Source organism: Amycolatopsis sp. MtRt-6 (genome assembly GCF_017308975.1).
Taxonomy (GTDB): domain Bacteria; phylum Actinomycetota; class Actinomycetes; order Mycobacteriales; family Pseudonocardiaceae; genus Amycolatopsis.
In genome coordinates, this window is record NZ_JADWPD010000045.1 from 19,616 (window position 1) to 42,533 (window position 22,918).

At 71.6% G+C, this 22,918-nt stretch carries 23 protein-coding genes; 8 read left to right on the plus strand and 15 right to left on the minus strand.

Annotated elements, in window-relative coordinates; genetic code table 11:
- The first annotated feature begins 5 nt into the window (after positions 1 to 5).
- A complete protein-coding gene (locus I4Q55_RS45135; RefSeq protein WP_206797006.1) occupies positions 6 to 881 on the plus strand; it encodes a GNAT family N-acetyltransferase in 876 nt (291 codons plus the stop codon).
- Positions 878 to 1,702 (plus strand): phosphotransferase, encoded by an 825-nt coding sequence (locus I4Q55_RS45140; protein WP_206797007.1) that lies wholly within the window; start codon positions 878 to 880, stop codon positions 1,700 to 1,702. Before I4Q55_RS45135 ends, I4Q55_RS45140 begins: the two co-directional genes overlap by 4 nt.
- Before the next feature lie 535 nt (positions 1,703 to 2,237).
- On the opposite strand, the gene I4Q55_RS45145 is transcribed toward I4Q55_RS45140, so the two are convergent.
- Positions 2,238 to 3,248, minus strand: a complete 1,011-nt coding sequence (locus I4Q55_RS45145; protein WP_206797008.1) for an alcohol dehydrogenase catalytic domain-containing protein — start codon at positions 3,246 to 3,248, stop codon at positions 2,238 to 2,240.
- A gap of 79 nt (positions 3,249 to 3,327) precedes the next feature.
- A complete protein-coding gene (locus tag I4Q55_RS45150) occupies positions 3,328 to 3,855 on the minus strand; it encodes a hypothetical protein (RefSeq protein ID WP_206797009.1) in 528 nt (175 codons plus the stop codon).
- A 301-nt stretch (positions 3,856 to 4,156) separates the two neighbouring features.
- Between I4Q55_RS45150 and I4Q55_RS45155 the strand changes: the two genes are divergently transcribed.
- Positions 4,157 to 5,569 (plus strand): glycosyltransferase, encoded by a 1,413-nt coding sequence (locus I4Q55_RS45155; RefSeq protein ID WP_206797011.1) that lies wholly within the window; start codon positions 4,157 to 4,159, stop codon positions 5,567 to 5,569.
- On the plus strand, positions 5,566 to 6,495 hold the full coding sequence (locus I4Q55_RS45160; protein WP_206797012.1) for a galactose-1-phosphate uridylyltransferase: 930 nt from the start codon (positions 5,566 to 5,568) through the stop codon (positions 6,493 to 6,495). Before I4Q55_RS45155 ends, I4Q55_RS45160 begins: the two co-directional genes overlap by 4 nt.
- A 5-nt stretch (positions 6,496 to 6,500) precedes the next feature.
- On the opposite strand, the gene I4Q55_RS45165 is transcribed toward I4Q55_RS45160, so the two are convergent.
- From I4Q55_RS45165 to I4Q55_RS45185, 5 genes are read right to left on the minus strand one after another with little or no spacing between them, the layout of a single operon-like run.
- A complete protein-coding gene (locus I4Q55_RS45165) occupies positions 6,501 to 6,950 on the minus strand; it encodes a hydrogenase maturation protease (RefSeq protein WP_206797013.1) in 450 nt (149 codons plus the stop codon).
- Positions 6,947 to 8,239 (minus strand): Ni/Fe hydrogenase subunit alpha, encoded by a 1,293-nt coding sequence (locus tag I4Q55_RS45170; protein ID WP_206797014.1) that lies wholly within the window; start codon positions 8,237 to 8,239, stop codon positions 6,947 to 6,949. Before I4Q55_RS45170 ends, I4Q55_RS45165 begins: the two co-directional genes overlap by 4 nt.
- Positions 8,236 to 8,988 (minus strand): oxidoreductase, encoded by a 753-nt coding sequence (locus tag I4Q55_RS45175; RefSeq protein ID WP_206797015.1) that lies wholly within the window; start codon positions 8,986 to 8,988, stop codon positions 8,236 to 8,238. The genes I4Q55_RS45170 and I4Q55_RS45175 overlap by 4 nt, the downstream gene beginning before the upstream one ends.
- Positions 8,988 to 9,797 (minus strand): FAD/NAD(P)-binding protein, encoded by an 810-nt coding sequence (locus I4Q55_RS45180; protein ID WP_307793478.1) that lies wholly within the window; start codon positions 9,795 to 9,797, stop codon positions 8,988 to 8,990. Before I4Q55_RS45180 ends, I4Q55_RS45175 begins: the two co-directional genes overlap by 1 nt.
- Positions 9,794 to 10,903, minus strand: coding sequence for a 4Fe-4S dicluster domain-containing protein (locus I4Q55_RS45185; protein ID WP_206797016.1), 1,110 nt, complete (start codon positions 10,901 to 10,903; stop codon positions 9,794 to 9,796). Before I4Q55_RS45185 ends, I4Q55_RS45180 begins: the two co-directional genes overlap by 4 nt.
- Positions 10,904 to 11,079: 176 nt before the next feature.
- Between I4Q55_RS45185 and hypF the strand changes: the two genes are divergently transcribed.
- The 4 genes from hypF to hypE are packed head-to-tail and all read left to right on the plus strand — an operon-like array spanning position 11,080 to position 15,787.
- Complete coding sequence (gene hypF, locus I4Q55_RS45190) at positions 11,080 to 13,359, plus strand: carbamoyltransferase HypF (protein WP_206797017.1); 2,280 nt, start codon at positions 11,080 to 11,082, stop codon at positions 13,357 to 13,359.
- A 6-nt stretch (positions 13,360 to 13,365) separates the two neighbouring features.
- Entirely contained in the window at positions 13,366 to 13,629 is a 264-nt protein-coding gene (locus I4Q55_RS45195; protein WP_206797018.1) for a HypC/HybG/HupF family hydrogenase formation chaperone, read from the plus strand.
- Positions 13,626 to 14,735 carry a hydrogenase formation protein HypD gene (gene hypD / locus I4Q55_RS45200; protein ID WP_206797019.1) on the plus strand — a complete coding sequence of 370 codons (1,110 nt, stop codon included), beginning with the start codon at positions 13,626 to 13,628 and terminating at the stop codon, positions 14,733 to 14,735. Before I4Q55_RS45195 ends, hypD begins: the two co-directional genes overlap by 4 nt.
- The gene (gene hypE, locus I4Q55_RS45205; protein WP_206797020.1) at positions 14,732 to 15,787 is read left to right on the plus strand and encodes a hydrogenase expression/formation protein HypE; all 1,056 of its coding nucleotides are present in this window, start codon (positions 14,732 to 14,734) and stop codon (positions 15,785 to 15,787) included. Before hypD ends, hypE begins: the two co-directional genes overlap by 4 nt.
- A gap of 22 nt (positions 15,788 to 15,809) precedes the next feature.
- Here the strand turns inward: hypE and I4Q55_RS45210 are convergent, their stop codons facing one another.
- The 8 genes from I4Q55_RS45210 to I4Q55_RS45245 all read right to left on the minus strand — a co-directional run bounded on the left by I4Q55_RS45210 (position 15,810) and on the right by I4Q55_RS45245 (position 22,877).
- Positions 15,810 to 16,613, minus strand: a complete 804-nt coding sequence (locus I4Q55_RS45210) for a hypothetical protein (protein WP_206797021.1) — start codon at positions 16,611 to 16,613, stop codon at positions 15,810 to 15,812.
- Between the two features lie 118 nt (positions 16,614 to 16,731).
- Positions 16,732 to 17,874: a nitroreductase/quinone reductase family protein gene (locus tag I4Q55_RS49920; RefSeq protein ID WP_242547899.1), complete on the minus strand. Its 1,143-nt coding sequence runs from the start codon at positions 17,872 to 17,874 to the stop codon at positions 16,732 to 16,734.
- 48 nt (positions 17,875 to 17,922) lie between these two features.
- Positions 17,923 to 18,360 carry a hypothetical protein gene (locus I4Q55_RS45220; protein ID WP_206797022.1) on the minus strand — a complete coding sequence of 146 codons (438 nt, stop codon included), beginning with the start codon at positions 18,358 to 18,360 and terminating at the stop codon, positions 17,923 to 17,925.
- A gap of 92 nt (positions 18,361 to 18,452) precedes the next feature.
- Positions 18,453 to 19,790, minus strand: a complete 1,338-nt coding sequence (locus I4Q55_RS45225; RefSeq protein ID WP_277992113.1) for a wax ester/triacylglycerol synthase domain-containing protein — start codon at positions 19,788 to 19,790, stop codon at positions 18,453 to 18,455.
- Complete coding sequence (locus I4Q55_RS45230; RefSeq protein ID WP_206797025.1) at positions 19,787 to 20,806, minus strand: nitroreductase family protein; 1,020 nt, start codon at positions 20,804 to 20,806, stop codon at positions 19,787 to 19,789. The genes I4Q55_RS45225 and I4Q55_RS45230 overlap by 4 nt, the downstream gene beginning before the upstream one ends.
- 6 nt (positions 20,807 to 20,812) lie before the next feature.
- On the minus strand, positions 20,813 to 21,268 hold the full coding sequence (locus I4Q55_RS45235; protein ID WP_206797027.1) for a DUF6292 family protein: 456 nt from the start codon (positions 21,266 to 21,268) through the stop codon (positions 20,813 to 20,815).
- A gap of 152 nt (positions 21,269 to 21,420) precedes the next feature.
- Positions 21,421 to 22,155: an ABC transporter permease gene (locus tag I4Q55_RS45240; RefSeq protein WP_206797029.1), complete on the minus strand. Its 735-nt coding sequence runs from the start codon at positions 22,153 to 22,155 to the stop codon at positions 21,421 to 21,423.
- Positions 22,152 to 22,877, minus strand: coding sequence for an ABC transporter ATP-binding protein (locus I4Q55_RS45245; RefSeq protein ID WP_206797030.1), 726 nt, complete (start codon positions 22,875 to 22,877; stop codon positions 22,152 to 22,154). Before I4Q55_RS45245 ends, I4Q55_RS45240 begins: the two co-directional genes overlap by 4 nt.
- Positions 22,878 to 22,918 lie beyond the last annotated feature (41 nt).

Here is a 22,918-nt window from a genome sequence, read left to right on the forward strand (position 1 = left end):
CCGGAATGCGATTCCGGCCCAGCTGGTTGCGCCGCGTCCTGCAGGTGCCCGTCGTCCCCACCCTGGGGCTGGTACACCCGGACACGCTCGGGCCGGAGATCTTCGAGGAGGTCGTCGCCGCCGCGCGCACCGGGCAGATGCTGCCGTTCGACAAGGAGCGCCGCTGGTCGGCAACGAAGTCCGAGACCGTCTTGGTCGGCGAAATCGTTCACCGCCCTGACCTGACGATCATTCCCACGCTCAACCACCGCGGAACCGGCATGATCAAAATCCACGTCTACGGCCCCGCCGAGCCCGACACCACAGCTCTGCGCGCGGCGACACACCGATGGTGCGCCGGCTACGGCGCGGCGACCGGCCGCGTCATCTGGTTCACCCCCGAGCCACCTCCGACCGACACCGCCACAGGAACACGGGCCCTAATCAAGACGTTCGCCCAGGAGGACAGATCCGGCGCTGCCGAACGAATCCGCGAACTCGACGCCTGCCCTCCGTCCACCCAGGACACGTTCGTCCAGCTGGCCCAGCAGGTACCGGAAACCGGGCTCGGGTTTTTGTGCCGGCGCTGGCGTGAAGGCCGCGTCGACGGGCCGATCTTCGCCGCCGTCGACGACGGCGTGGTGCTCGGAGCGATCGGTCCGCTCGCCGTGATGCCCGATCGAGATGGGGCAGCGGTCCTGCTGCCGCAGTACTTCGGGGTCGCTCCCGGGCACCGCGGCCGCGGGCACGGCCGCGCCCTGTGGCGGGCTGCCATGGCCTGGGGCGCCTGGCACGGCGCGCACTACCAGCTGCTGCAGGCCGCCGCCGGCGGGCCGTCGGAATCGCTGTTCTGCTCCGAAGGGCTGACCACCCTCGGCTTCACCTGCGCGGTGGCCGCGTGAACCAGCTCGGCAGCACAGCGGCGTCCATGGGCACCCGCGACCGCGTCACCCTCCCTCCGGCAGTCCGCGCCGCGGTCGAGGCCGAAATCGGCGAGATCCGTCACGTTGAGCCGGTAAGCAGTGGGTTGAACTCCGCGTTCGCCGCCGTGCTGCACACCGCCGACGCCGCTGTATTCATCAAAGGCATGCCGGAGGACCACCCCGGTGTCCGCGGCCAGCACCGCGAAGCCGCCATCGCACCCCACATCGCCGGGATCGCTCCCCGGCTGCGCTGGCACCTGAACACCGCCGGCTGGGACCTGCTCGGATTCGACCACCTCCCCGGCCACACCGCAGACCTCTCCCCCACCTCCCCCGACCTCGCCGGCCTGGCACGCACCCTCGCCCGGCTGCGCGAACTCGAACCACCAACGCTGCCCCTGCCCCGGATCGAACAACGGTGGACCGGCCTGGCCGACGACGCCGACCTGGCCCTGCTCTCCGGCGAGCACCTGCTGCACACCGACCTCAACCCCAACAACATCCTCATCAGCGTCGGCCAAGCCTGGCTGGTGGACTGGGCCTGGCCCACCCTCGGCGCACCCTGGATCGACACTGCCTGCGCCGCACTCTGGCTCATCGCCGAAGGCCACACCCCCACCGCCGCAGAAACCTGGGCCCGAACGCTTCCTGCCTGGAGCCGCGCCCCGCGAAACGGCCTCGACACCTTCGTCGCCGTCAACGCTCGCCTCTGGACCACCATCGCCGCCGACGACCCGCAGCCGTGGAAGCTCGCACTCCGCAACGCCGCCAATCTGTGGTTGACCCACCGGAGCTCATGAACGCCGCTTCGCTCGGGCACGCAGACAAACGTTGACGCGCGCGAATGGCAGGTCGGGCGGTGCGGGGTAGGACCCGGATCGTGTGCCGGGCGAACCGTCCGTGGCCGTGTCGGTGCGGCTGCCAGCGATCGGGGGCGTTGCCAGGAAGGGCGTCGGAGGCGTCGAACAGCGCACGCCGATTCTCCTTGACCGGGAACACGAACTGGCCGCCACAGGAGTGGATGAGCTCGGCGGTGGCCAAGACCTTGTGCAACGCGTCCGCAGTGACTGTGCTGCCCTCGATATCGAGGGTTCCAGCAGGTCACGGGCCGGTTCGGCGCGACCGCCACCGCGGCCGGCAGTTGCACCTGGCCGCCGTCAGGGGCGACAGCCCTACGTAGGGTCTTGCCGTCCAGACGCAGCGGGTCTGCCGGCGGCTGCGGTACCTGGTTATGGATGTCCTGCGGGCCGACGGCCGGCCTACCGGCGAAGCACCAGCCCGCAGGTACAAGTGCGTGACCCCTGCTTGCGGGACACGGGACCGCCAGTCTGGATCTCAGAACTCGATCACCAGGCGCGCCGGGACGCGATTGGCCAGCACCTCCTCAAACGCGTCGTTGACGTCCTCCAGCTTGCGCGCCTCGGCCGTCACGGTCGTCCGGCCCGCCGCGTGCAGGGCGAACACCTCGGCCAGATCCTTCCGGGTACCGACGATCGAACCGATCACCGAGACGCCCTTGATCACCGCCTCGAAGATCGGGACCGGAAGCACGCCGCCCGCCGGGATGCCGACGCAGACCAGGCGGCCGCCGCGGCGGAGGGAACGCAGTGCCTGCTCGAACGCGCTCGGCGCTGCGGCCAGCACGATCGCCACGTCCGCCCCACCCTGGGCCTGGATGGCTTCGGCCGGGTCGCCGTCGCTCGCGTCGACCACGCGGTCCGCACCGAGCTCGCGGGCGAGGTCGAGCTTTCCGGGCTCGATGTCGACTGCCGTGACGAAGCCGCCCGCGATGCGCGCGTACTGGATGGCGAGGTGACCGAGGCCGCCGACGCCGAAGATCGCGACGCGGTCCGCCGGGCGGACGTCACCGACCTTGACGGCCTTGTAGGTCGTCACGCCCGCGCACGTCAGCGGGGACGCCTCGATCGGCGGGACACCTTCGGGCACCGGGACCGCGTAGTGGGCGTTCGCGACGGCGTACTCGGCGTAGCCGCCGTCGATCGAATAGCCGGTGTTCTGCTGCGCCTCGCACAGCGTTTCCCAGCCGGAGACGCAGAACCCGCACTCACCACAGGCCGAGCCGAGCCACGGCAGCGCGACCCGCTGCCCGATCCGGGTCTCCGGCACGCCGGCACCGACGCGTTCGATGATGCCGACGCCTTCGTGGCCCGGAATCAGGGGCAGCGTCGGCTTCACCGGCCAGTCCCCGTGAGCGGCGTGGATGTCGGTGTGGCAGATCCCGCAGGTCTCCAATCGGACCAGGATCTGCCGCGGGCCGGGCTCCGGGGCCGGTACCTCGCGCAGCTCGAGCGCGGACGAGAAATCCGTGACGACTGCAGCCTTCATGTTCGCTCCCATTGCGACGGGTGATTTTGTGACCGTGTCGACGGTCGCGGATCGGTGGATGCGCCGCTGTGGCCGACGGTCACGAGCCGGCGGGACTTTGGTCATCCCGCCGGGTGCGGCCGGGCTGGCGGGCGAACCACTCCCGCTGCCAGCGGGCGAGGCGGAACCGGTCGAGTGCGAAGACGAGGCCGCGGTAGGCCAGGGCGAGGACGAACACCACGCCCACCCAAAGCCCGGTCGCGACGACCACCGCGTCGACGGCCGCCGAAATCGGGGTGAGCGGGCGGTCGACTGGCCTGCCTGTGCCGTCGAGCCAGACCGGAATCTCGTTGCCGGCGACCGTTCCGGCCGCAGCGTCCACCTCGCCGGTGTGCCGCTGCCCGTCACGTGTCAGCCAAAAGGCCTTGGCTGGACCGGATTCGCCCAGGGTGCCGCTGCGGCCAACGGTGCCGGGCGCCGGTCCGTCGGCCAGCAGAACCGCCGTCGCCTCGTAGCGCGAGGCGATCTGGTCACGGGACTCGGCCGCTTCCGCCGAGTGAATGCCGATTCCGAGTAGGACCGCACCCACGCCGGCGAGCAGCGACGCCAGAACCACGACGAGCAGCACGGCCGCCTGGATCCGGTCCGACGGCCGGGCCACGGTGTCACGCCCGGGCAAGAGACTGTGTCGCAACCGGGTCAACCACATCGACGCGTACATCGTTTCCTGCCTTCCGCAAGGTCCGGAGAACGTGGGGTGCGCCCAGCATCACGGACGCCCACGGTCACGGCGCAGGGCACACAGTCCCGCGTCCGCGGGCCTTGCGGCCGTTTCCGCCGCTGCCGATCCGGTGACTTTGTGCCCTGGCGGCACCGGTTCGGCGGACCGACGCTGGAACCCTCCGGCCCGCCGAGCGAGAGGTCTCCAGATGCAGACGGTCGACGTCGGTGAACTCTCTTTGTCCGCGTACCGGAAGGTGGCACCGGACTGGGTCGTTGAGCCGCTGCTCACCGTGGCGGACCGGCTCCGCGGCGCGCGCGTGCTCCACCTGAGCGCCACGCCCTACGGCGGTGGCGTCTCCGAACTGCTGCGGTCGGCGGTCCCTCTTTACAACGACCTCGGCATCCGGGCGAGCTGGAAAATCATCAGCGGCGAGCCGGCTTTCTTCGCGGTGACGAAGAAGCTGCACAACGCTCTCCAAGGCGGCACCGAACCGATCACGGACGCCGAAATCCGGCTCTACGAGGAGACTTCTCGCCGCAACGCCGAGGAGCTGTCGGCCGATCCGGATTTTGCGGACTGTGACTTCGTGTTCGTGCACGATCCCCAACCAGCGGCGGTGTTGTCCTTTTCGGAAGCTCCGCGGGCCCGGTCGGTGTGGCGGTGCCACGTCGACACGTCCCAGCCCGCGGCCGGCGTCTGGGACTATCTGGGGAAGTTCGTCGAGGGCTACGACGCGACGGTGTTCACGCTGCCGGAATTCGTGCCTCCGACGCTTTCGCGCGACCGCGCCGACATCATCTGCCCGGCGATCGACCCGCTCAGCCCCAAGAACATGTCCCTGGACGACCGGACCGCGCACGCGGTGCTCAACTGGATCGGAATAGAACCCGACCGACCGCTCGTCACGCAGGTGTCCCGGTTCGATCCGTGGAAGGACCCACTGGGCGTGATCGAGGCCTTCCGCTTGGTGCGGCCCGAAGTGCCCGGCCTGCAGCTGGCCCTGGTGGGATCCATGGCGCTCGACGACCCGGAGGGCTGGGAGGTCTACCGCAGCATCGGCGACGCGAGCCTGGACGACCCGGACATCCACGTCTTCACCAACCTGACCGGCGTGGGTAACGTCGAGGTCAACGCGTTCCAGCGGTTTTCGTCGGTGATGATCCAGAAATCGATCCGCGAGGGCTTCGGGCTCGTGGTCTCCGAAGCGCTGTGGAAGGGCACGCCGATCGTCGCGGGCCGGGCCGGCGGGATCCCCCTGCAGGTCGCCGACGACGCGGGCGGGGTATTGATCGACTCCACCGAAGACTGTGCGCGGGCGCTGCTCGACCTGCTGAAGGACCCGGGCCGCGCGGCCGCGCTGGGCGCGTCCGGCCGCGAACGCGTCCGGCGGCACTTCCTGCTCCCCCGGCTCCTGCTCGACGAGCTGACGCTCCTCGACGGCCTCGCCCATGGCGATCCGCCCGGCGCGCTGATGACCCGGTCCGACCACCGCGACCCCGTCTGCGGGCTGGCGGTTCCGCCCGGCGGCGGAACGCCCACCGTCGTCGACGACGGCCGCACCTACTCCTTCTGTTCCCAGCGGTGCCGCACCGCCTTCCGCCCGGGGACAGCATCGTGACAACCCATGCCTGGCACGGCGGTGAACTGCGCTGGAACGCCGAGACCGAGGACTGGACGATCCTCGCGCCCGGCCGCCGGGCGCGCCCGCACAGCGCGGCCGGCGCCGCGTGCCCGTTCTGCCCGGGTACCGAGGACACCCCGCCCGAGACCTGGCGGCTGCCCGGCGACGGACCGGGCTGGCGTGTCCGCGCGGTCCCGAACCGGTACGCGCTGTCCGACAAGCACGAGATCGTCATAGAGTCGCCCCGGCACGACTGGGACCTCGCGACCGGTACCGACGCCGAGGTCGCCGACGTACTCACCGCCTGGCAGCACCGGTACCGCGCGTTGCGGTCCGCGGCCGCCCAGGTCATCGTGTTCCGCAATCACGGCCTCGCGGCCGGCATTTCGCTGGCCCACCCGCATTCGCAGGTGGCAGGCCTGCCGGTGCTGTCCGCGGGAACGCGGCGCGAGCTGGAGACGGCGCGCGTCCACCACCGCGACCACGGCCGTCGGCTCGCCGACGAGCAGCTTGAAGCGGCGTTGAGCGACGGCAAACGCATCGTCTTCGCCGACGACCACGTCGTCGCCTACACGCCGTTCGCACCGATCGCCGCCTACGAGGTCCGGATCCTCCCGCACCGGGCGGAACCGGACTTCGCCGCCGCGAGCGCCGAAGAGATCCACGCGACGGCCCGGTGCCTGCGGGCGGTCCTCGCCGCCTTGCGCGCCGAGCTGGGTGACCCGGCCTACAACATCGTCGTGCGGACCGCGCCCGGCGGGTACGAGACCGCGCCGTTCCTCGCCTGGTCGCTGCAGCTCGTGCCGCGCCTGGAAATCCCGGCCGGGCTGGAGCTGGCGACGGGTGTCCCGGTGACGACCGTGGCCCCGGAACACGCCGCCGCGCGCCTGCGCGCCGCGGTCGAGGCGGCCGCGCTGAGGTGACGCGCTCAGCAGCCGAATTCGCCGCGGATCGCACGGACGACCTCGGGCACCGCGGCTTGCACGGCGGGCGTGAGCCCGACTCCCAAGTCCAGCTCCGCGGCTTCGATCGCGTACACCACGAGTTCGTCCGGCACCCGGCCGAGCGCGGCGCCGAGGCGGACGGCGTCGGGGATGCCGAGCGCGTGGGAACTCGCGGTGCCGCGGCTGGACGGCAGTCCGTCTACTGTGGACCGCCAGATCCGGCCCGGCGTGCTCGGTTCGCACAGCACGGCGTCGACGACGACGGCGAGCTCGGCCCCGGTCCACGCTTCGAGCAGGGCCGCCGGCTCGCCGTCGCAGAGCACGGTGACGACGCCGGGGATCGGGTTCGCGTCGAGTTCGGCCAGCACGGCGAGCCCGACGCCGTCGTCGTGGCGGTATTCGTTGCCGACGCCGATCACCACCGCCCGGCTCATCGGCGCTCCCACGTGATGTCGAGGAAGTGGGCCGAGCAGGAGATGCACGGGTCGTAGTTGCGGATGGTGCGCTCGCAGAGACCGGTCAACGCCGCGTCGTCGAGATCGAGGTTGCCGCTGACGACGCGGCGCAGGTCGTCCTCGATCGCGGCCTGGTTCTGCGAGGTCGGCGGCACGATGTCCGCCGCGCGGATCAGGCCGCCGTCGTCGAGTTCGTAGCGGTGGTACAGCGTGCCGCGCGGCGCTTCGCTGATCCCGTGCCCGATCCCCGCTCGCGGTGGGACATCGACGGATGGGCGTGCTGGCTGTTCGTACTCGTCGATCAGCCGCAACGCCTCTTCGACGGCGTAGACCAGCTCGACGCCGCGGACGAGGATGCTGCGGAACGGGTTGCGGCACTCGCCGCCCAGCCCGGCTTCCGCGGCGACCTGCCTGGCCGTCGCCGAGAGCTGCGCCGAATTGAGGGTGTAGCGCGCCAGCGGTCCGGTCAGGTACCGGTGCCCGTCGAGCGAGGCGTGCAAGGCGGTCGAATGCGGCACCTGTGCCTCGACGACGTGCGCGGAGAAATCGCGCGGCGGAAAGGCCAACCCCGACGTGGTGCGCAGGGTTCCGTCGGCGATGGCGTAGCGGCCGGGCTCGTACGCGGCGAGGAAGTCGTGGTCGAGCTCGAGGTCGGGGTACTCGAACCCGGCCGCCCAGCGGACGGTGCCGATGGCGTCGTCGAGGGCCCGCCGCAGCACTTCGGCCAGTGGCGTCAGCTCGGCGCGGGTGGGCAGCGAATAGAACCCGCCGACCCGGACGTTGACCGGATGGATCGCCCGGCCGCCGAACGTTTCGAGCAGCGTGTTGCCCGCCTTCTTCAGCGCCAAGCCTCGCTCGACGATCTCGCGGTGGCGGGTGGCCAGGCTGATCGCGTCCGGGTGCCCGAGGAAATCGGGGGCGTGCAGCAGGTAGATGTGCAGCGCGTGGCTGGAAATCCACTCGCCGCAGTACAACAGCCTGCGTACATCCGCGAGCTGCGGGTCGAGGGTGACGCCGCAGGCCTGCTCGATCGCGTTGCACGCGCTGGTCTGGTAGGCCACCGGGCAGATGCCGCAGATCCGCGCGGTGATGTCGGGTGGTTCGGTGTGCGCGCGGCCGCGCAGGAACGCTTCGAAGAACCGCGGTGGCTCGTAGATATTCAGTTCGACGCGCTCGACCTCGCCGCCGGTGATCCGCACGTGCAGCGCGCCTTCGCCTTCGACCCGGGCCAGCGAGCTGACCTTCAATTGCCGGCTTCGGTGGCTCATCGTTCCTCCCGCCGGGTTTCGGCGACGGTGAAGGTGCTGAACACGCGGTCCACCGCGTCGTCGCTCATCCCGCGTGACCGCAGCAGCGGGATCAGCACCGGCGTGTTCGGCTGCGCCATGGGACCGAAGCAGCCGAAACAACCCCGGTGGACGCCGGGGCACAGCGCGCCACACCCGGCGCGGGTGACCGGGCCGAGGCACGGGGTGTCCTCGGCGACCAGCAGGCAGGTGAGCCCGCGACGCTTGCATTCGGTGCACACGCTCGTGTCGGGCAGGTCCGGCTTGCGTCCGGCGAGCAACGCCGTGATCGTGCCCAGCAGCTGGCCGCGATCAATGGGGCAGCCGTGCAGCTCGTGGTCCACCGGGACATGGGCCGCGATCGGGGTCGACGTTCCCAGTGCGTCGATGTACTGCGGGTTCGCGTAGACGACGGAGGTGAATTCGGTGACGTCGGCGAAGTTCCGCAGCGCCTGGATGCCACCCGAGGTGGCGCAGGCACCGATCGTCACGAGGACCTTCGACTGGGCCCGCACTTCGTGGACGCGCCGCAGATCCGCCTCGGTGGTGATGGATCCCTCGACCAGGGACACGTCGTACGGGCCGGGTAGGACCGTGCTGGAGGCTTCGGGGAAGTGCGCGATCCGCACCTGCCCGGCGAGTGCGAGGAGTTCGTCTTCGCAGTCGAGCAGGGTCAGCTGGCAGCCGTCGCAGGAGGCGAACTTCCAGACGGCGAGAGTCGGGGCGGGCATCACAGCTCCTTCACGGCGAGCAGGGGTCCGGCGACCGTGTAGTCCACGACCGGGCCGTCCCGGCAGACGAGCAGTGGGCCGAGCTGGCAGTGCCCGCAGAGCCCGATCCCGCACTTCATCGCCCGCTCCAAGGAAACCCGGATGTGGTGTGCGGACATCCCTTTCGCGAGCAGGATTTCCGCGCACGCCCGCATCATCGGCTCCGGCCCGCACAGGAAGGCCCGGGTGCGCTCGGGATCGAGCGCGAGACCGGCCAGGGGTTCGGTGACGAAGCCGACGGGCCCGGTCCAGCCCGGCGCCGGGCGGTCGATGGTCCGCAGCAACTCGACGTCGTGGCGGCCGGCCCAGGAGGCCAGCTCGTGCGGGAACAGGAATTCGTCCGGCTTCCGGGCGCCCGCCACCACGACGACCCGCCCGTAGTCGCCGCGGTGGTCCAGGACGTCGGCGAGCACCGGGCGCAGCGGGCAGAGCCCGGCGCCGCCCGCGACGATCACTACGTCGTGGCCGGCCGCGTCCTCGACGTCCCAGCTGGTCCCGAACGGCCCGCGCACTCCGACGAGGGTGCCCGGCGTGAGGTCGTGCAAGGCCCGGCTCACCGCGCCGACGGCCCGAATGGTGTGGGTCGGCCCGGGGCCGCTGACCGAGATCGCCACCTCGCCGACGCCGTGGCAGTAGAGCATCATGAACTGGCCGAGCTTCGCTTCGGGCAACGGCTTTCCGCGCGGTTCCAGCCGGAGGCTGACCGAGTCCGCGGTCTCCACCACCCGGCCGGCCACCCGGTACGGCACCGGCAGCATGGGTTCGGTCACGGCCTGCCTCCGGGGTACGCGACCAGTTTCGCCGCCTCTTCGGTGATGTCGATCCCGGCCGGGCACCACGCGACGCAGCGGCCGCAGCCGACGCAGCCGGACGTGCCGAACTGCTCGTGCCAGGTGCCGAGCTTGTGGCTGAACCACTGCCGGTAGCGGCTCGAGCCGGACGTCCGGACGCTGCCGCCGTGCACGTAGGAGAAGTCGAGTTCGAAGCAAGACGCTGAGCGCTGCCAGCGTTCGGCGTGGTCGCCGGTCAGGTCCGTGACGTCCTCGGTCGTCGTGCAGAAGCACGTGGGGCACACCATCGTGCAGTTGGCGCAGGTGAGGCAGCGGCTGGCGACCTCCTCCCACTGCGGCGACTCCCGGGCGTCGCGGATCTTCGCGGGCAGGTCGGCCGCCGGCATCGCCCGTCCCATCCGGCTCGCCGCGGCGGTGACGTCTTCGCGTGGTGACCGGACTTCGTCCGAAGCCGCCGGGCGGGCCGCGACCTTGCCCAGCAGCTGCGCACCTTTCGGGGTGCCGACATCGACGACGAACCGGTGGCCGTCGCCGTCGGTGCGTTCGGTGAGCCCGAGGTCGTACCCCGGACCAGCCGCGGGCCCGGTACCCATCGACGTGCAGAAGCACAGCTCGCCGGGCTCGGTGCAGTTCACCGCGACCAAGAACAGCTCCCGGCGGCGGCGCTGGTACGAGCCGTCCGGGTGCGCTCCGGCCCCGAGCACCCGGTCGAGGATCGCGATCGCGGCGAGGTCGCAACCACGGACGCCGAGAAAGGCGTAGCGCGTGTCGTCCTCCGGGGTGGGGGTGAACTCGCCGTCGCGGCTCACCTCGAAGAGTTTCCGGCGCGGCGGGTGCAAGTAGCTCTTCCACGACTGCGGCCCGGACGAATGCCCGAACACGGCCTCGTCGTCCCGGCGCCGCAAGCGGTACCGGCCGGGTGCGGTCGTGACGCCCCACCCCGCGGGCAGTTGCTCCGCGGAATCGAGTTCGGCGAGCACGATGGCGTTGTCTCGCACGGTGGGGCCGATCACCCGGTAACCGTCGTCGCGCAATGCGCCGACGAGTTGGCCGAGTCCGGTCCGGTCGAGTACCTGAGTCTCCATCGAAACCAGCACCTCCAGGAAGCCCACTGAACCGGTTGCCCGGGTGAAGGGCATAGGGCCGAAGGTCATCGACCGGGCGTGAGGACCAAAGTCCCTTCGCCGGGTACTTCATGCCCTGGCCGTGGCAGCCCGCCCACAGCACGGTGGTGATCGACGGGCACGAGCGGGGAGGCGGGATGGCGGAGATCGGGGGCGTCGGCCGCCGCCGCGTCGTGGTGCGGGGAACCGTGCAGGGCGTCGGGTTCCGGCCGTTCGTCCACCGCCTCGCCGGGGAACTCGGCATCGGCGGCGAGGTGCGCAACGCGGGCGGGTACGTGGTGATCGACGCCGAGGGTGACCGGCTCGACGACTTCCTCGCGCGGCTGGTCCTGCGTGCGCCTCCGCAGGCGAAGGTCACCGGTGTCGACGTTGCGATGCTCCCCGACGACGTCGTGCTCGCGCCGGGATTCCGGGTCGGCGCCAGCACCGGCGGCCGGACCGGCGACGTACCGCCGGACCTGGCCACCTGCGCGGAGTGCGTGCGGGAGCTGTTCGACCCGGCTGACCGGCGTCACCGCTACCCGTTCCTCAACTGCACTGATTGCGGTCCGCGCGCGAGCATCGTCGAACGGCTGCCCTACGACCGGCCGGGCACCGCCATGCGCTCGTTCCCGCTGTGCCCGGACTGCGAAGCCGAGTACCGGGACCCGGCGAACCGGCGCTTCCACGCCGAACCGATCGCCTGTCCAGCGTGCGGTCCCCGGCTCAGCTGGTCCGCTTCTGTGCAGGGCGAAGAAGCGCTCGCGGCGGCCTGTGCGGTCATCGCCGAGGGCGGGATCGTCGCGGTGAAAGGCCTCGGCGGTTACCAATTGGTCTGCGACGCGGCGAACGAGGCCGTGGTCCAGCGGCTCCGGCGGGAGAAACCGAGGCCGACCAAGCCACTGGCCGTGCTGGCCGCCGGCCTCGACGGCGCCCGGCGGCTCGCGCTCGTCGACGAGCCAGCCGCAGGCTTGCTGACGTCGGCCGCGGCCCCGATCGTCCTGCTCCCCCGCCGTCCCGGCGCGCCGCTCGCCGAGGCGATCGCCCCCGGGCTCACCGACATCGGCGTCTTCCTCGCCACGACCCCGCTGCACCACCTCCTGCTCGCCGAGCTCGCCCGGCCTCTGGTCGTCACCAGCGGCAACCGCGCGGGCGGGCCGATCGTCATCGACGACGCGGACGCGCACGCCACGCTCGGCCCGATCGCCGACGGCGTTCTCGGCCATGACCGGCCGATCTGGTCCCGCTTCGACGACTCGGTCGTCCGGGTGAGCCGCGGCCGGACGACCATGGTGCGCCGCGCCCGCGGCTACGCCCCCGGTCCCCTGCCGCTACCGCATCCCGCTTCCGAACCGGTGCTGGCCCTGGGCGCCCAGCTCAAACACACCTGCGCGCTCGCCCACGACGACGTCGCCCACCTCGGACCGCACACCGGCGACCTCTCCGACGCGCGGACGCTCGTCGCGTTCGAGCGGGCCGCCGACGATCTCCGCCGTCTGCACGAAGCCGATCCGGCGTGGTGCGCGCACGACCTGCACCCCGGGTACCTGTCCACCCAGTACGGCCGACGCTGGCCGGCCGAACGCCGGATCGCCGTCCAGCACCACCATGCGCACGTCGCCGCGACTGCCGCCGAACACGGCGTGCGCGGGCCGTTCGTGGGGGTCGCGCTCGACGGGCTCGGCTTCGGTACCGACGGCACCCTCTGGGGCGGCGAGATCCTGCTCGCGGATTACCGGGACTTCCGGCGGTTCGGCCGGTTCGGCACCGCACCACTGCCCGGCGGCGAAGCCGCAGTCCGCCGCCCGGCCCGGATGGCTCTCGGTTACCTCTACGGCGCCGAAACCTTCGGCGCGCCCCTGCCCGGCGAACTCGCCGGCAGCCTGTTGTCCAGAATGGACGATCGAGAGGTCGCCTTCGTGCGGACGATGATCGACCGGAACGTCAACTGCCCGATCGCGTCGAGCGCCGGGCGGCTGTTCGACGCCATGAGCGCGCTTCTCGGCCTCTGCGACGACAACGGCTACGAAGGCGAGGCTGCGGCGCGGCTGGAGGCGGCGGCGAACGGCCACGAGCCGGACCGGGCGCTGGACTGGGCGCTGCGCCACCGGGACGGCCTGTGGGTCTACGACCCGATCCCGACCCTGCGTGACGCCTTGACCTCGACGTCTTCACCCGGCGAGATCGCCGCGCGGTTCCACCGGGCCGTCGCCGAGGTCGTCGTCGCCCTCGCCGAGAAGGCCGCCGCCGCGCTGGGCACCGACATCGTGTGCCTCGGGGGTGGCGTGTTCCAGAACTCACTGCTCACCGCGAGCTTGCTCGACGGACTGGCCGACGCGGGCCTGCGGCCGCTGGCCGGCGAACGCGTGCCGATGAACGACGGCGGCATCAGCTACGGCCAGGCCGCGATCGCCTGCGCCCGGATGAACGGGAAGTGAGCCGCGATGTGTCTCGGGATACCCGGCCGGATCGTCGCCGAGTCCGACGGCGATCCGGGCCTGCGCATGGGCACCGTCGACTTCGACGGCGTCCGGCGCCCGGTGTGCCTGGCCTACACGCCTGACGCGGGCGTCGGCGACTACGTGATCGTGCACGTCGGTTTCGCGATCAGCCAGGTCGACGAGGCGGAAGCGGCGAAGACCCTGGCCGTGCTCCGCGCGATCCCGGACGCCCTCGCCACGGAACTCGGCCCGGAGGTGGTGTTGTGAAGTACCTCGACGAATACCGCGATCCGGTGCTCGCCCGGCGGCTGCTGGCCGAGCTGCGCGCGGTCGCGACCACGCCGTGGGCGATCATGGAGGTCTGCGGCGGCCAGACGCACACCCTGGTCCGCCAGGGCATCGACGAGCTGCTGCCGGCCGGGATCCGGATGATCCACGGCCCCGGCTGCCCGGTCTGCGTCACCCCGCTGGAGACGATCGACAAGGCGGTCGCCATCGCCGCGCGCCCGGATGTCATCTTCACCAGCTACGGCGACATGCTGCGTGTGCCCGGCACCAGCGGGGACTTACTCGGTGTCAAGGCTCGTGGCGGTGACGTCCGGGTCGTCTACACCCCGCTCGACGCGGTCAAGATCGCGCGCGAGAACCCCGAGCGGCAGGTCGTGTTCTTCGCCGTCGGGTTCGAGACGACCGCACCCGCCAACGCGATGGCCGTGCTGAACGCCGCGGACACCGGGGTGCGGAACTTCTCCGTGCTCGTCAGCCACGTCCTCGTGCCCCCCGCGATCACCGCCGTCCTGGACGCACCCGACAACCAGGTCCAGGCGTTCCTCGCCGCCGGACACGTCTGCGCGGTGATGGGCTGGACCGAATACGAGCCGATCGCCGCGCGCTACCGGGTGCCGATCGTGGTCACCGGCTTCGAGCCCCTGGATCTGCTCGAAGGGATCGTGCTGGCCGTGCGCCAGCTCGAGACCGGCCGGGCCGAGGTGGAGAACCAGTACGCGCGAGCGGTGCGCCGGTCCGGCAACACCGCCGCGCAGGACGTCGTGCGCCGAGTCTTCCGGGTGACAGAGCGGACCTGGCGCGGGATCGGCCCGATCCCGGCCAGCGGGCTCACCCTCACAGAGGAGTTCTCCGCGTTCGACGCCGAAGCGCGGTTCGCCACCGACGGCGTGCGGACCGCCGAACACCCCGACTGCATCGCCGGATTGATCCTGCGCGGCACGGCGGTCCCCACGGACTGCGCCGCCTACGGCACCCGCTGCACGCCCCGCACCCCGCTGGGCGCGCCGATGGTGTCGGCCGAAGGCACGTGCGCCGCGTTCCACCACGCCGGCCGCCGACAGTCCACCGTGGAGGTAATCCGATGACGACGATCGACCCGGCCCGCACCACCTGCCCGGTCCCCGCCACCGAGACCGAACGCGTCCTGCTGGGCCACGGCTCCGGCGGGCAGCTGATGGCCGAGCTGCTCGACGAGGTGGTCACGGCGCAGCTGGGCGAACCAGGTCCGCTCGAGGACGCCGCGGTGATCGGCGTCGGCGACACCGATCTCGTGTTCAGCACGGACGGCTTCGTCGTCACACCGCGGTTCTTCCCGGGCGGCGATATCGGTTCACTCGCCGTGTACGGCACGGTCAACGACCTCGCGATGCGCGGTGCCCGCCCGGTCGCGCTCGCCCTGGCCTACGTCCTGGAAGAAGGGCTGCCGCTCGCCGAGCTGCGCGAGATCACCGCGTCGGTCGCCCGGGCCGCCGGCGAGTGCGGGGTCCGGGTCGTCACCGGGGACACGAAGGTGGTCGGCCGCGGCGCCGCCGACGGCTGCTACCTCACCACCACCGGCATCGGCGTGCGGCTGCGCGGTGCCTTCCCGTCCGCCACTCGCGGAGAGCCCGGCGACATCGTGCTGCTGTCCGGCCCGATCGGCGCGCACGGCACCGCGATCATGAGCGCCCGCGAAGGGCTGGGCTTCGAGTCGGAGATCCGGTCCGACAGCCGGCCGCTGCACGGGCTGGTCGCCGCGATGATCGCCGCAGGTGGACCGGCCGTGCACGCCCTGCGGGACCCCACTCGGGGTGGGTTGGCAAGCGCGCTCAACGAACTTGCCGAGGCCTCCGGCGTCACGGTGGAGATCGACGAAACCGGGCTGCCGGTGCCGCCCCAGGTCGCCTCGGCATGCGAGCTGCTCGGGCTCGATCCCTTGCACGTGGCCAACGAAGGCTGCCTCGTCGCCTTCGTCGCGGCCTCCGCCGCCGACGCGGTGCTGCGGGCCATGCGAAATCACCCGGCCGGGTACCAGGCGCAGGCCATCGGCGTCGTCGGCGAAGCCGGCGACTTGGCGAAGGTCACGGCCCGCACCCTCGTCGGCTCGACCCGAGTTGTCGACATGCTGGTCGGCGAGCAGCTCCCCCGGATCTGCTGAGCCGGCGGCGCGTTCTCGGCGGTCAGGCGGCACGGCGCTGGTCATACAACGCCCACGCCCGCTCGATCATCCTGCGCGCCATGACTGCGCTGAGGCGCAACTGGGTCGACCCCGCCGTGACCTGCCCTTGGCTGACGGTGACGTCGTCCGTCGCCACCAGGTTCGCGCGGTCGATCTTGGTGATCGCCTCCCACTGCTTGCCGTGCGCCGACCCGCTGTTCACCATCCAGATCGTCAACGCCAGGGGGCCGACCTTGTCGCCGAAGGCCTCGGCACCTGCCGTCTTCACGATCATCGAATACGACAACGCCCGGGCGGCGATCTTCGCGACGTCCGCCTTGGTCATTCCCTGAGCCTTGGCGAGGTTCTGCAACTCGGTCTTGTGGGCTGCAAGGGACTTGCGCGGTGGTTGGTTCACGTTGTCCAGCAGATTGTGCTGATCGACCACGTCGCTCCAGGCGATGCGCAGAGCGCGGAAGATCCTTTCCTGACTGTCGTCGGGCCCCAGCATGAACACGGCCGTTGCTGCGTTCTCCAGCGCCGCCCGCAGCAGGGTGAATTGGGCATTCATATGGACAACCCGACCGGTCGAGATCAACAAGCTCGAAGCGTGGAAGTGGTCCACCGCCGCCCCCACCGCGGTCAGTGCGAGATGAGACAAGCGGCGCGGGTCGGTGGCCTGGTCGTCCACTGCCAGCTCGCTACCCGGAGCCGGCAAGGTTGCCGGACGGCCGACCCGCTCGATCCACGACTCAGCCGGCTCGAAGGTCCGGCCCAGCGCCTCCGCCGTCTCCATGTCCAGTTGGCCACCTGCCTCGACCGACATACCGCACCTCCGCTCGCGCGATGCGAAAGCCTACGACGCCGCACCGGCTTGTCAGGAGCGGATTTCCTTCGACGTACCCGACTGAGTGAAGTACGCGACGACGGTGCCGGCTGAGGTCTCAGTCATCGGTCGCCGGCTCGGCCACGATACGGAAGACCGGGATGTCCGGAGCGATCCGGGCGAAGTCCTCGACGGGGGCGCGCCGGTCGACCGGGATGTGGGGCCGCGCTCCGGGTGCGCAGGCGAGATAGCGCCTGAGTACCGGCGGACGCCGTTCGGTCGCCACGTCTTCGAGCCGGACGGCTTCGCGGCGGCCGTGCCGGAGCACCACATGGCCGTCGGCCGCACGGACGTTGCGCACCCATTGGGTTTGCGCGCCGAGCATCGCAACGAGGTAGCGCTCCCCGTCGTGGTCGGCGACGACGAGCGGCACCCGGACGAGCCGGCCGGTGCGCCTGCCGGGCACCTCCAGCGTCACGACCCGATGTGGCAGCAACCCGGCCGCGTAGCCGAACGCGGCACCGCGGTTCAGGGCCCGGGCCAAGGCGTGTGGCCGGCCGCCTCGGTAAAGCCACCGTTTCACCCGCCCGCCCGTCGGCGACGCCTCGTCCGGATGGCCGTCGACGAGCGATCCGGCGTCCTCGCGGAGGGTGCGCAACGTTGCTTGCATGACGGTGCGCACGAACGGCCGCACCAGCCACCAGTAGCGCGCGAACCGGCGCGCCGAGCTGGAATCCGTGGTGACCGTCCGCGCCTCGTAAGTGACCAGAGTGCGGGACGGGCCGTAGGGACGCAGCGAGAAGCCCGCTGCGATCCGGCCCCAGCCCGGCTCGGTGAATCCGGCGAACTCGTCGGGGGTCATGCCCTGCACGTCGAGCCACTCGATGTCGGGCTGCCAGAACTTTCCGACGGCGCCCAGGACGACCTCGCGGCCCGGGGTCTCACCCAGCGGCAGCCATCCCGGCAGCGGAGTACTCCCCCCGAACAGTTTCAGCTCCGCGGGCGGCTCGGCGGGCGTGGAGCGCCGGGTCAGTGCAGCAGGCATGCTTCGCACGAACATGGCCGCGTCCATCAACGGCGAGTGGACCCGCATCAAGTCCAGTTCGCGCAGCGCCTGCCAGGTTTCGGCGATGTCCGCGTCGGCGACGACGTGTTCGATCAGCGTGACGTCGAACCGGGGCAGGAACCGATCGATCAGCAGGTCTTCGCCGGCGAGCGTCTGCTCCCGGCGTTCATCGGCGGCGTGCACGGGATTCGTCATGGCCGGACCTTTCTCCACGGGGAACGAGACCATCTGCGGTGCCTGCCCTCACTGCCGCCGCACGGCGGACCGCGCCAGGGTCAGCAGCTGGACCAGGAGCCCGATCGAGGTCCCGGCGAGCCCGACGACCAGCACGACCCGGGCCACCAGCGCCCAGTCGAACGACGCCCCCGCGAAGTCGAACGGGAAGACCTGCCAGAGCCGGACCAGGGCGGCCAGACCGGCGCAGGCCGTCACGACGCCGTTGAGTGCGACAAGCCATCCGGGGTCGTACCAGACCTGAACGAACGCCGTGACCAGGCCGGCCACCAGGACAAGATCGACCAGTCCCACCACCGAGGAGAACGCCGGGGTCAGGAACGGCACGGCTTCCCAGCCCGGCCGGCCGTTGACAAGGACCAGCAGAACGCCGTTCAGCACCGCCCCCAGGAGGTAACCGGCGCGCCGGGACCGGACGGGTGGGCGGGTCTTCACGCTGGTTGTCATGGTGACCTCCGTTCCTGCCTCGAGCATCGACCCGTGACCCCGCGAGGGGGCAGGGTCCTGAGTCCACGAGTGCAGAGCCGAAAGGCCGCCGTTCACCCCGCTTCGCCACACACCAGGTCCAGCTCGGCGCTCAGGCCGTCGGCGAGCACCTCGAGATCCGGGCACCGGCCGTGGTCGGCGAGCACCGAGATCGTCAGGCTGCCCGCGTAGGAGAGCACTTCGAAGACGACGGTCAGGTTCCCGGTTTCGCCCACGCTGAGCGGGATGGCCGCCCGGACCGGCGCACCGCCGAAGGTGACCGGCTCGGCGGGACCCCGCACGTGGCTGACGAGCGTGTGCATCCGGTGCTGGTGGTTCAGGTACCAGCGGTAGCCGCCGAGCGCGGCCAGCGGCCGGAACAACGGGCCCAGCAGGGCGATCGGCGCTGGCCCGGTCGCGGTCGCCTTGGCGGCACGGACCTGCGCCGCGACGCTCTTGAGCCGCCCGGACAGGTCGCCGGTGGCCGGGACGCTGACCAGCGCCGGGCTGACCATGTTGCCCAGCGCCGGGCCATCTTCCGCGGCCCTGCCGGACACCGGGACAGTGATCACGAAGGTGCCGACGTCCTCTCCGCGAGCCAAGAGCAACCGGCGCAGGGCACCGGCCACCACGACCAGGACGGCATCGTTCACCGAAGCCCCGTGCCGGTGGGCGGCCGCCCGCAGCGGCTCGAGATCGGCGCTGACCACCGCGACCCGCCGGCTGGGCCCGGTCGGCGCAACGAGCGAGCACGGGGCCGCTCGCGGCGGGTGCAGACCTCCGCCGGCAGAGGTGGACGCCCGCAGTGCCCGCAAGGCCGGTCCGGCCCGGCGTACCGCACGCAGCCTGGCCGCCAAGGCGTCCCGCAGCAGAGGTCCCGTTCCGGGTGGCGTACGTGGGAAGGGCTCACTGGCCCCCACGACGCCCTCGTCCACCAAGTGGGCCAGGACGGCGAGACCGCCGACGCCGTCCGCGAGCACGTGGTCGAGCACGACCACCAGCGCGGCTTCCCCCTCGGCCAACCCGGTCACGAAGACCACGGACCACAACGGGGCATCACGCGGCAGCGGAGTGGAGACCAGCGACAGCGCGGTGTCCAGGACAGCCTGCCGGTCCCCCGGCGGTGCACACACCGCGGGCCGGACGTGGCGGCGGATGTCGAAGGCGACGTCGTCGACCCAGATCGGGCCGCCGCACCCCCGCGGCGGCCGGACCAACCGGCGACGCAGGCGCGGGACGGCCGGAATCCGCTCGGCGATCAGCCGCCGGACCCGCGCCAGGTCGAGTCCCCCGGCCTGGCCGAGCGGCAGGAGCACGCCGAACTGCACCGGCACGTCAGGCGTTTCCATGGCGAGGAAAGCCCGATCGGCGGAACTTGCGCGTTCGACGACCGGCCGCGATGCGCGGGTCATCGTCCCGGTGGGCGGACAGCCGGTCCCGGTCCGCCGCGCAGGACCTCTTGCTCCCCCCGCCGCGGCGAAGGCGGGTCGGCCTCCGCGGCGTACCCGATGCGCAGGAGCGCCTGCGGGAAGCCCGGGAGCTCGAGGTCCTCGCACAGCGCAGAACGCACCGGCTCCAGGTGCAGCGGCTGCGTCAGCACCCCCGCCGCCAGGCCGAGGTCGACCGCGGCGAGCCAGGCTCGTTCCAGCGCGTACCCGGCGCGGACGTGGTCGAGCGGGGCGTCATCCGCCGTGACGAAAACCAGCAAGGTCTCCCCGGCGAGGCGACGCTCGAGTTCCGGCGTGTCCGGGACCTCCGTGGCGCGCCGGACCAGCCCGGCCCACGGCACCGAACCCGACGGCACCCGGCTGGCGGGGATACCCACGCCGTGCCGGTGGGCGTCTTCGTCCCGGATCGTCCAGAGGGACAGCTCGCGCTGGTAGCCGCGGTCGGTCCGGAAGTGCTCCGCGGCGAAGTGCAGCAGCCGGGCGACGACGGCGACCTCACTGCCGGGCCGGACGGGACGTACTTCGACGCCCGGCGCCCCACCCGCGTCGGCGAGCTTGTGTACCACTGGTGCCGGCACGGCCACGCCGTTGAACGGCGCCCGGTGGCTCGCCCGGCGAGCGATCGCCCCGTAGCGGCGGAGTTCTTCGGGGGTGGGTGCAACCTCGGCGCCGACGGCGATCCGCGCCACCAGATCCGGCTGGCGTGCGTCGGGCAGGAACGCGGTCTCCGCGGCCCGGCCGAGGGTCCGGACTGCGAGTTCGAGATTGGCCACCGCCGCGCCACACGACGCGGCGCGGTCACGGCCGTGCGGGTCGTGGTGCGGGAGGGCCGGTTCGGCGCGTTCGCGGACCCGCAGCTCGTCCGGCTCGACCTCCAGCAGCCACGGCTGGGTGTTGTGCACCGACGGCGCGCGCATCATCGACCGGAGCAGTACTTCGGTCTCGGCCGTCGTCCAGGGCCTTCCCTCTGCGGTGGACATGCCGGGTCACCCGGTCCGGCTCAGAAAGGACTCGGACCACTCGTCGCGGCGGTAGCGCAGCAGACGGGCCGCCAGTTCGCCCGGGTCTCCGCGCAGATCCACCGGAACCGGCGCGGAGACGGGCCCGCCGGTGGCGTGGATACCGGCCACGAAGCGGCGGACGCGGGACGGCGCCGGCACGAGCTCACCGCCGAGGTAGGCGAGCACCAGCAGGTCCTCGCCGGAGTGAGTCTCCATGGCGAACGCCCACCCGTGGCGCTCGTCCCACAGCAGAGCCATGTCCCGGCCCGGGTGGCTGCGCAGCCGCACGTCCAGCGCGACGTAGCCCGACACGGGGGTGCCGAGGTCCACGGTGCAGGACTCCTCGCCGACACCGACTGCCGCGCTCACCGCGGCCAGGTAGCCGGTCAGCCCGCACCGCAGCCCGTGGTCACGGTCGATACCGGTCAGCAGGGGAATCACCTTCCCTCGTCGTGGGACTCCTCTCCGGCCGCGTCGGGCCGGATTCCCCCTCGTTCCGACGGTACGGCTCCGCCGCCGCGTGGGGATGGCGTCGTTCGGCCCCCAGCGGAAGGACTTTCGTCACCTGAACGTCGCAGGGCCCACAGCAGAACTCACGGAGTGCGGCGGCGCAAAGTAGCCGCGCCGAGCAGCAGGGCCACGACCGCGCAGCCGGCGACGATCGCGACGTTGCGGACCAAGGTGCCGTCGACCGCCGCGGAGCGGGTCACGTGGGTCAGCGCGTCCACCGCGTAGGACAGCGGCAGCACGTCCGAAACGGCGCTCAGCAGCCAGCCCATCTCGTCGCGCGGGACGAACAGGCCGCACAGCAGGAACTGGGGCAGCACGAACACCGGCAGGAACTGGATCGCCTGGAACTCCGTGCGCGCGAACGCGCTGACGAAGAGACCGAGTGCCGTGCCCAGCAGCGCGTCCAGCACCACGATCAGGAGGAGCATCCAGACCGAGCCGGCGATGTCGAGGCCGAGCCAGGTCAGGCTGATCCCCGCGGCCACCAGCACCTGCAAGGTCGCGAGCAGGCCGAACGCCAGCGCGTAGCCGGAGAGCAGGTCGAGCTTGCCCATCGGCATCGTCATCAGGCGTTCGAGCGTTCCCGTCGTGCGCTCGCGCAACGTGGTGATCGAGGTCAGCAGGAACATGATCGTGAACGGGAAGATGCCCAGCAGTGCGGGCGCGATCGCGCTGAAGCCCTGTTCGGAGTTCAGCACGTACCGAAGCAGGATCATCAGCAGGCTGGGCACGCCGATGATCAGGCCGACCGTGCGCGGGTCGTGCCGCAGCTGGGTGAGGATGCGGCGGGTCGTGGCGAACGTGATCGAGGCGCTCATCGCGCCGCTCCTTCCCGGCCCTTGATCAACCGCAGGAACGCCTGTTCGAGGTCCGGCGCACCAGTGCGCTCGCGAAGCACGTCCGGCGTCGCCTGGGCCAGCAGCTTCCCGTGGTGGAGCAAGAGGAGCTCGTCGCACCGGGCGGCCTCGTCCATGACGTGGCTGGAGATCAGCAGCGTCACCCCGGTCGCGGCGAGGTGGTGGAACAGCTGCCAGAGCTCGTCCCGCAGTTCGGGGTCGGAGCCGACCGTCGGTTCGTCGAGCACCAGCAGTTCGGGGGTGCCGAGCAGAGCGACGGCGAGGTTGGCCCGGCCACGCTGGCCGCCCGAGAGGCGGCCGATGACGGTCTTGGCCGAGGCGGTCAGCCCGGTCTGCGTGATCACCCGGTCCACATCGGACGGCGGAGCGCCGAGCACGGCGGCGAAGTAGCGCAACGCCTCGGTCACGGTCAGGTCCGCGTAGATCGCCGGGTCCTGGGTCGCGTAGCCGATCCGCCGGCGCAGCTCGGGGCTCCCGGCCGGGCGCCGGAGCACGGTCACCCGGCCGGACTCGACGATCTGCACGCCGACGATCGAGCGCATGAGCGTGCTCTTGCCGCAGCCGTTGGGTCCGAGCAGGCCGGTCACGGTACCGCGCCGGACGGTGCACCCGATGTCGCGCAGAACGTCCTGCCCGCCGCGCCGGACCCGCAGGCCCTCGACCTCGATCGCCGGTTCCTCCACGGCGTGCTCCTTCCGTCCGCCTCCATGCTCGGCGGAGGCCG

Coding starts and splice junctions, on each gene's coding strand:
- I4Q55_RS45175 (WP_206797015.1), bottom strand. CDS start 8,988: ATGCCCGCCCCGACTCTCGCCGTCTGGAAGTTCGCCTCCTGCGACGGC.
- I4Q55_RS45220 (WP_206797022.1), bottom strand. CDS start 18,360: ATGACAACCAGCGTGAAGACCCGCCCACCCGTCCGGTCCCGGCGCGCC.
- I4Q55_RS45170 (WP_206797014.1), bottom strand. CDS start 8,239: ATGAGCCACCGAAGCCGGCAATTGAAGGTCAGCTCGCTGGCCCGGGTC.
- I4Q55_RS45225 (WP_277992113.1), bottom strand. CDS start 19,790: ATGACCCGCGCATCGCGGCCGGTCGTCGAACGCGCAAGTTCCGCCGAT.
- I4Q55_RS45155 (WP_206797011.1), top strand. CDS start 4,157: ATGCAGACGGTCGACGTCGGTGAACTCTCTTTGTCCGCGTACCGGAAG.
- I4Q55_RS45145 (WP_206797008.1), bottom strand. CDS start 3,248: ATGAAGGCTGCAGTCGTCACGGATTTCTCGTCCGCGCTCGAGCTGCGC.
- I4Q55_RS45240 (WP_206797029.1), bottom strand. CDS start 22,155: ATGAGCGCCTCGATCACGTTCGCCACGACCCGCCGCATCCTCACCCAG.
- I4Q55_RS49920 (WP_242547899.1), bottom strand. CDS start 17,874: ATGACGAATCCCGTGCACGCCGCCGATGAACGCCGGGAGCAGACGCTC.
- I4Q55_RS45135 (WP_206797006.1), top strand. CDS start 6: ATGCGATTCCGGCCCAGCTGGTTGCGCCGCGTCCTGCAGGTGCCCGTC.
- I4Q55_RS45165 (WP_206797013.1), bottom strand. CDS start 6,950: ATGAGCCGGGCGGTGGTGATCGGCGTCGGCAACGAATACCGCCACGAC.
- I4Q55_RS45210 (WP_206797021.1), bottom strand. CDS start 16,613: ATGTCGGTCGAGGCAGGTGGCCAACTGGACATGGAGACGGCGGAGGCG.
- I4Q55_RS45195 (WP_206797018.1), top strand. CDS start 13,366: ATGTGTCTCGGGATACCCGGCCGGATCGTCGCCGAGTCCGACGGCGAT.
- I4Q55_RS45185 (WP_206797016.1), bottom strand. CDS start 10,903: ATGGAGACTCAGGTACTCGACCGGACCGGACTCGGCCAACTCGTCGGC.
- hypE (WP_206797020.1), top strand. CDS start 14,732: ATGACGACGATCGACCCGGCCCGCACCACCTGCCCGGTCCCCGCCACC.
- hypF (WP_206797017.1), top strand. CDS start 11,080: ATGGCGGAGATCGGGGGCGTCGGCCGCCGCCGCGTCGTGGTGCGGGGA.
- I4Q55_RS45230 (WP_206797025.1), bottom strand. CDS start 20,806: ATGTCCACCGCAGAGGGAAGGCCCTGGACGACGGCCGAGACCGAAGTA.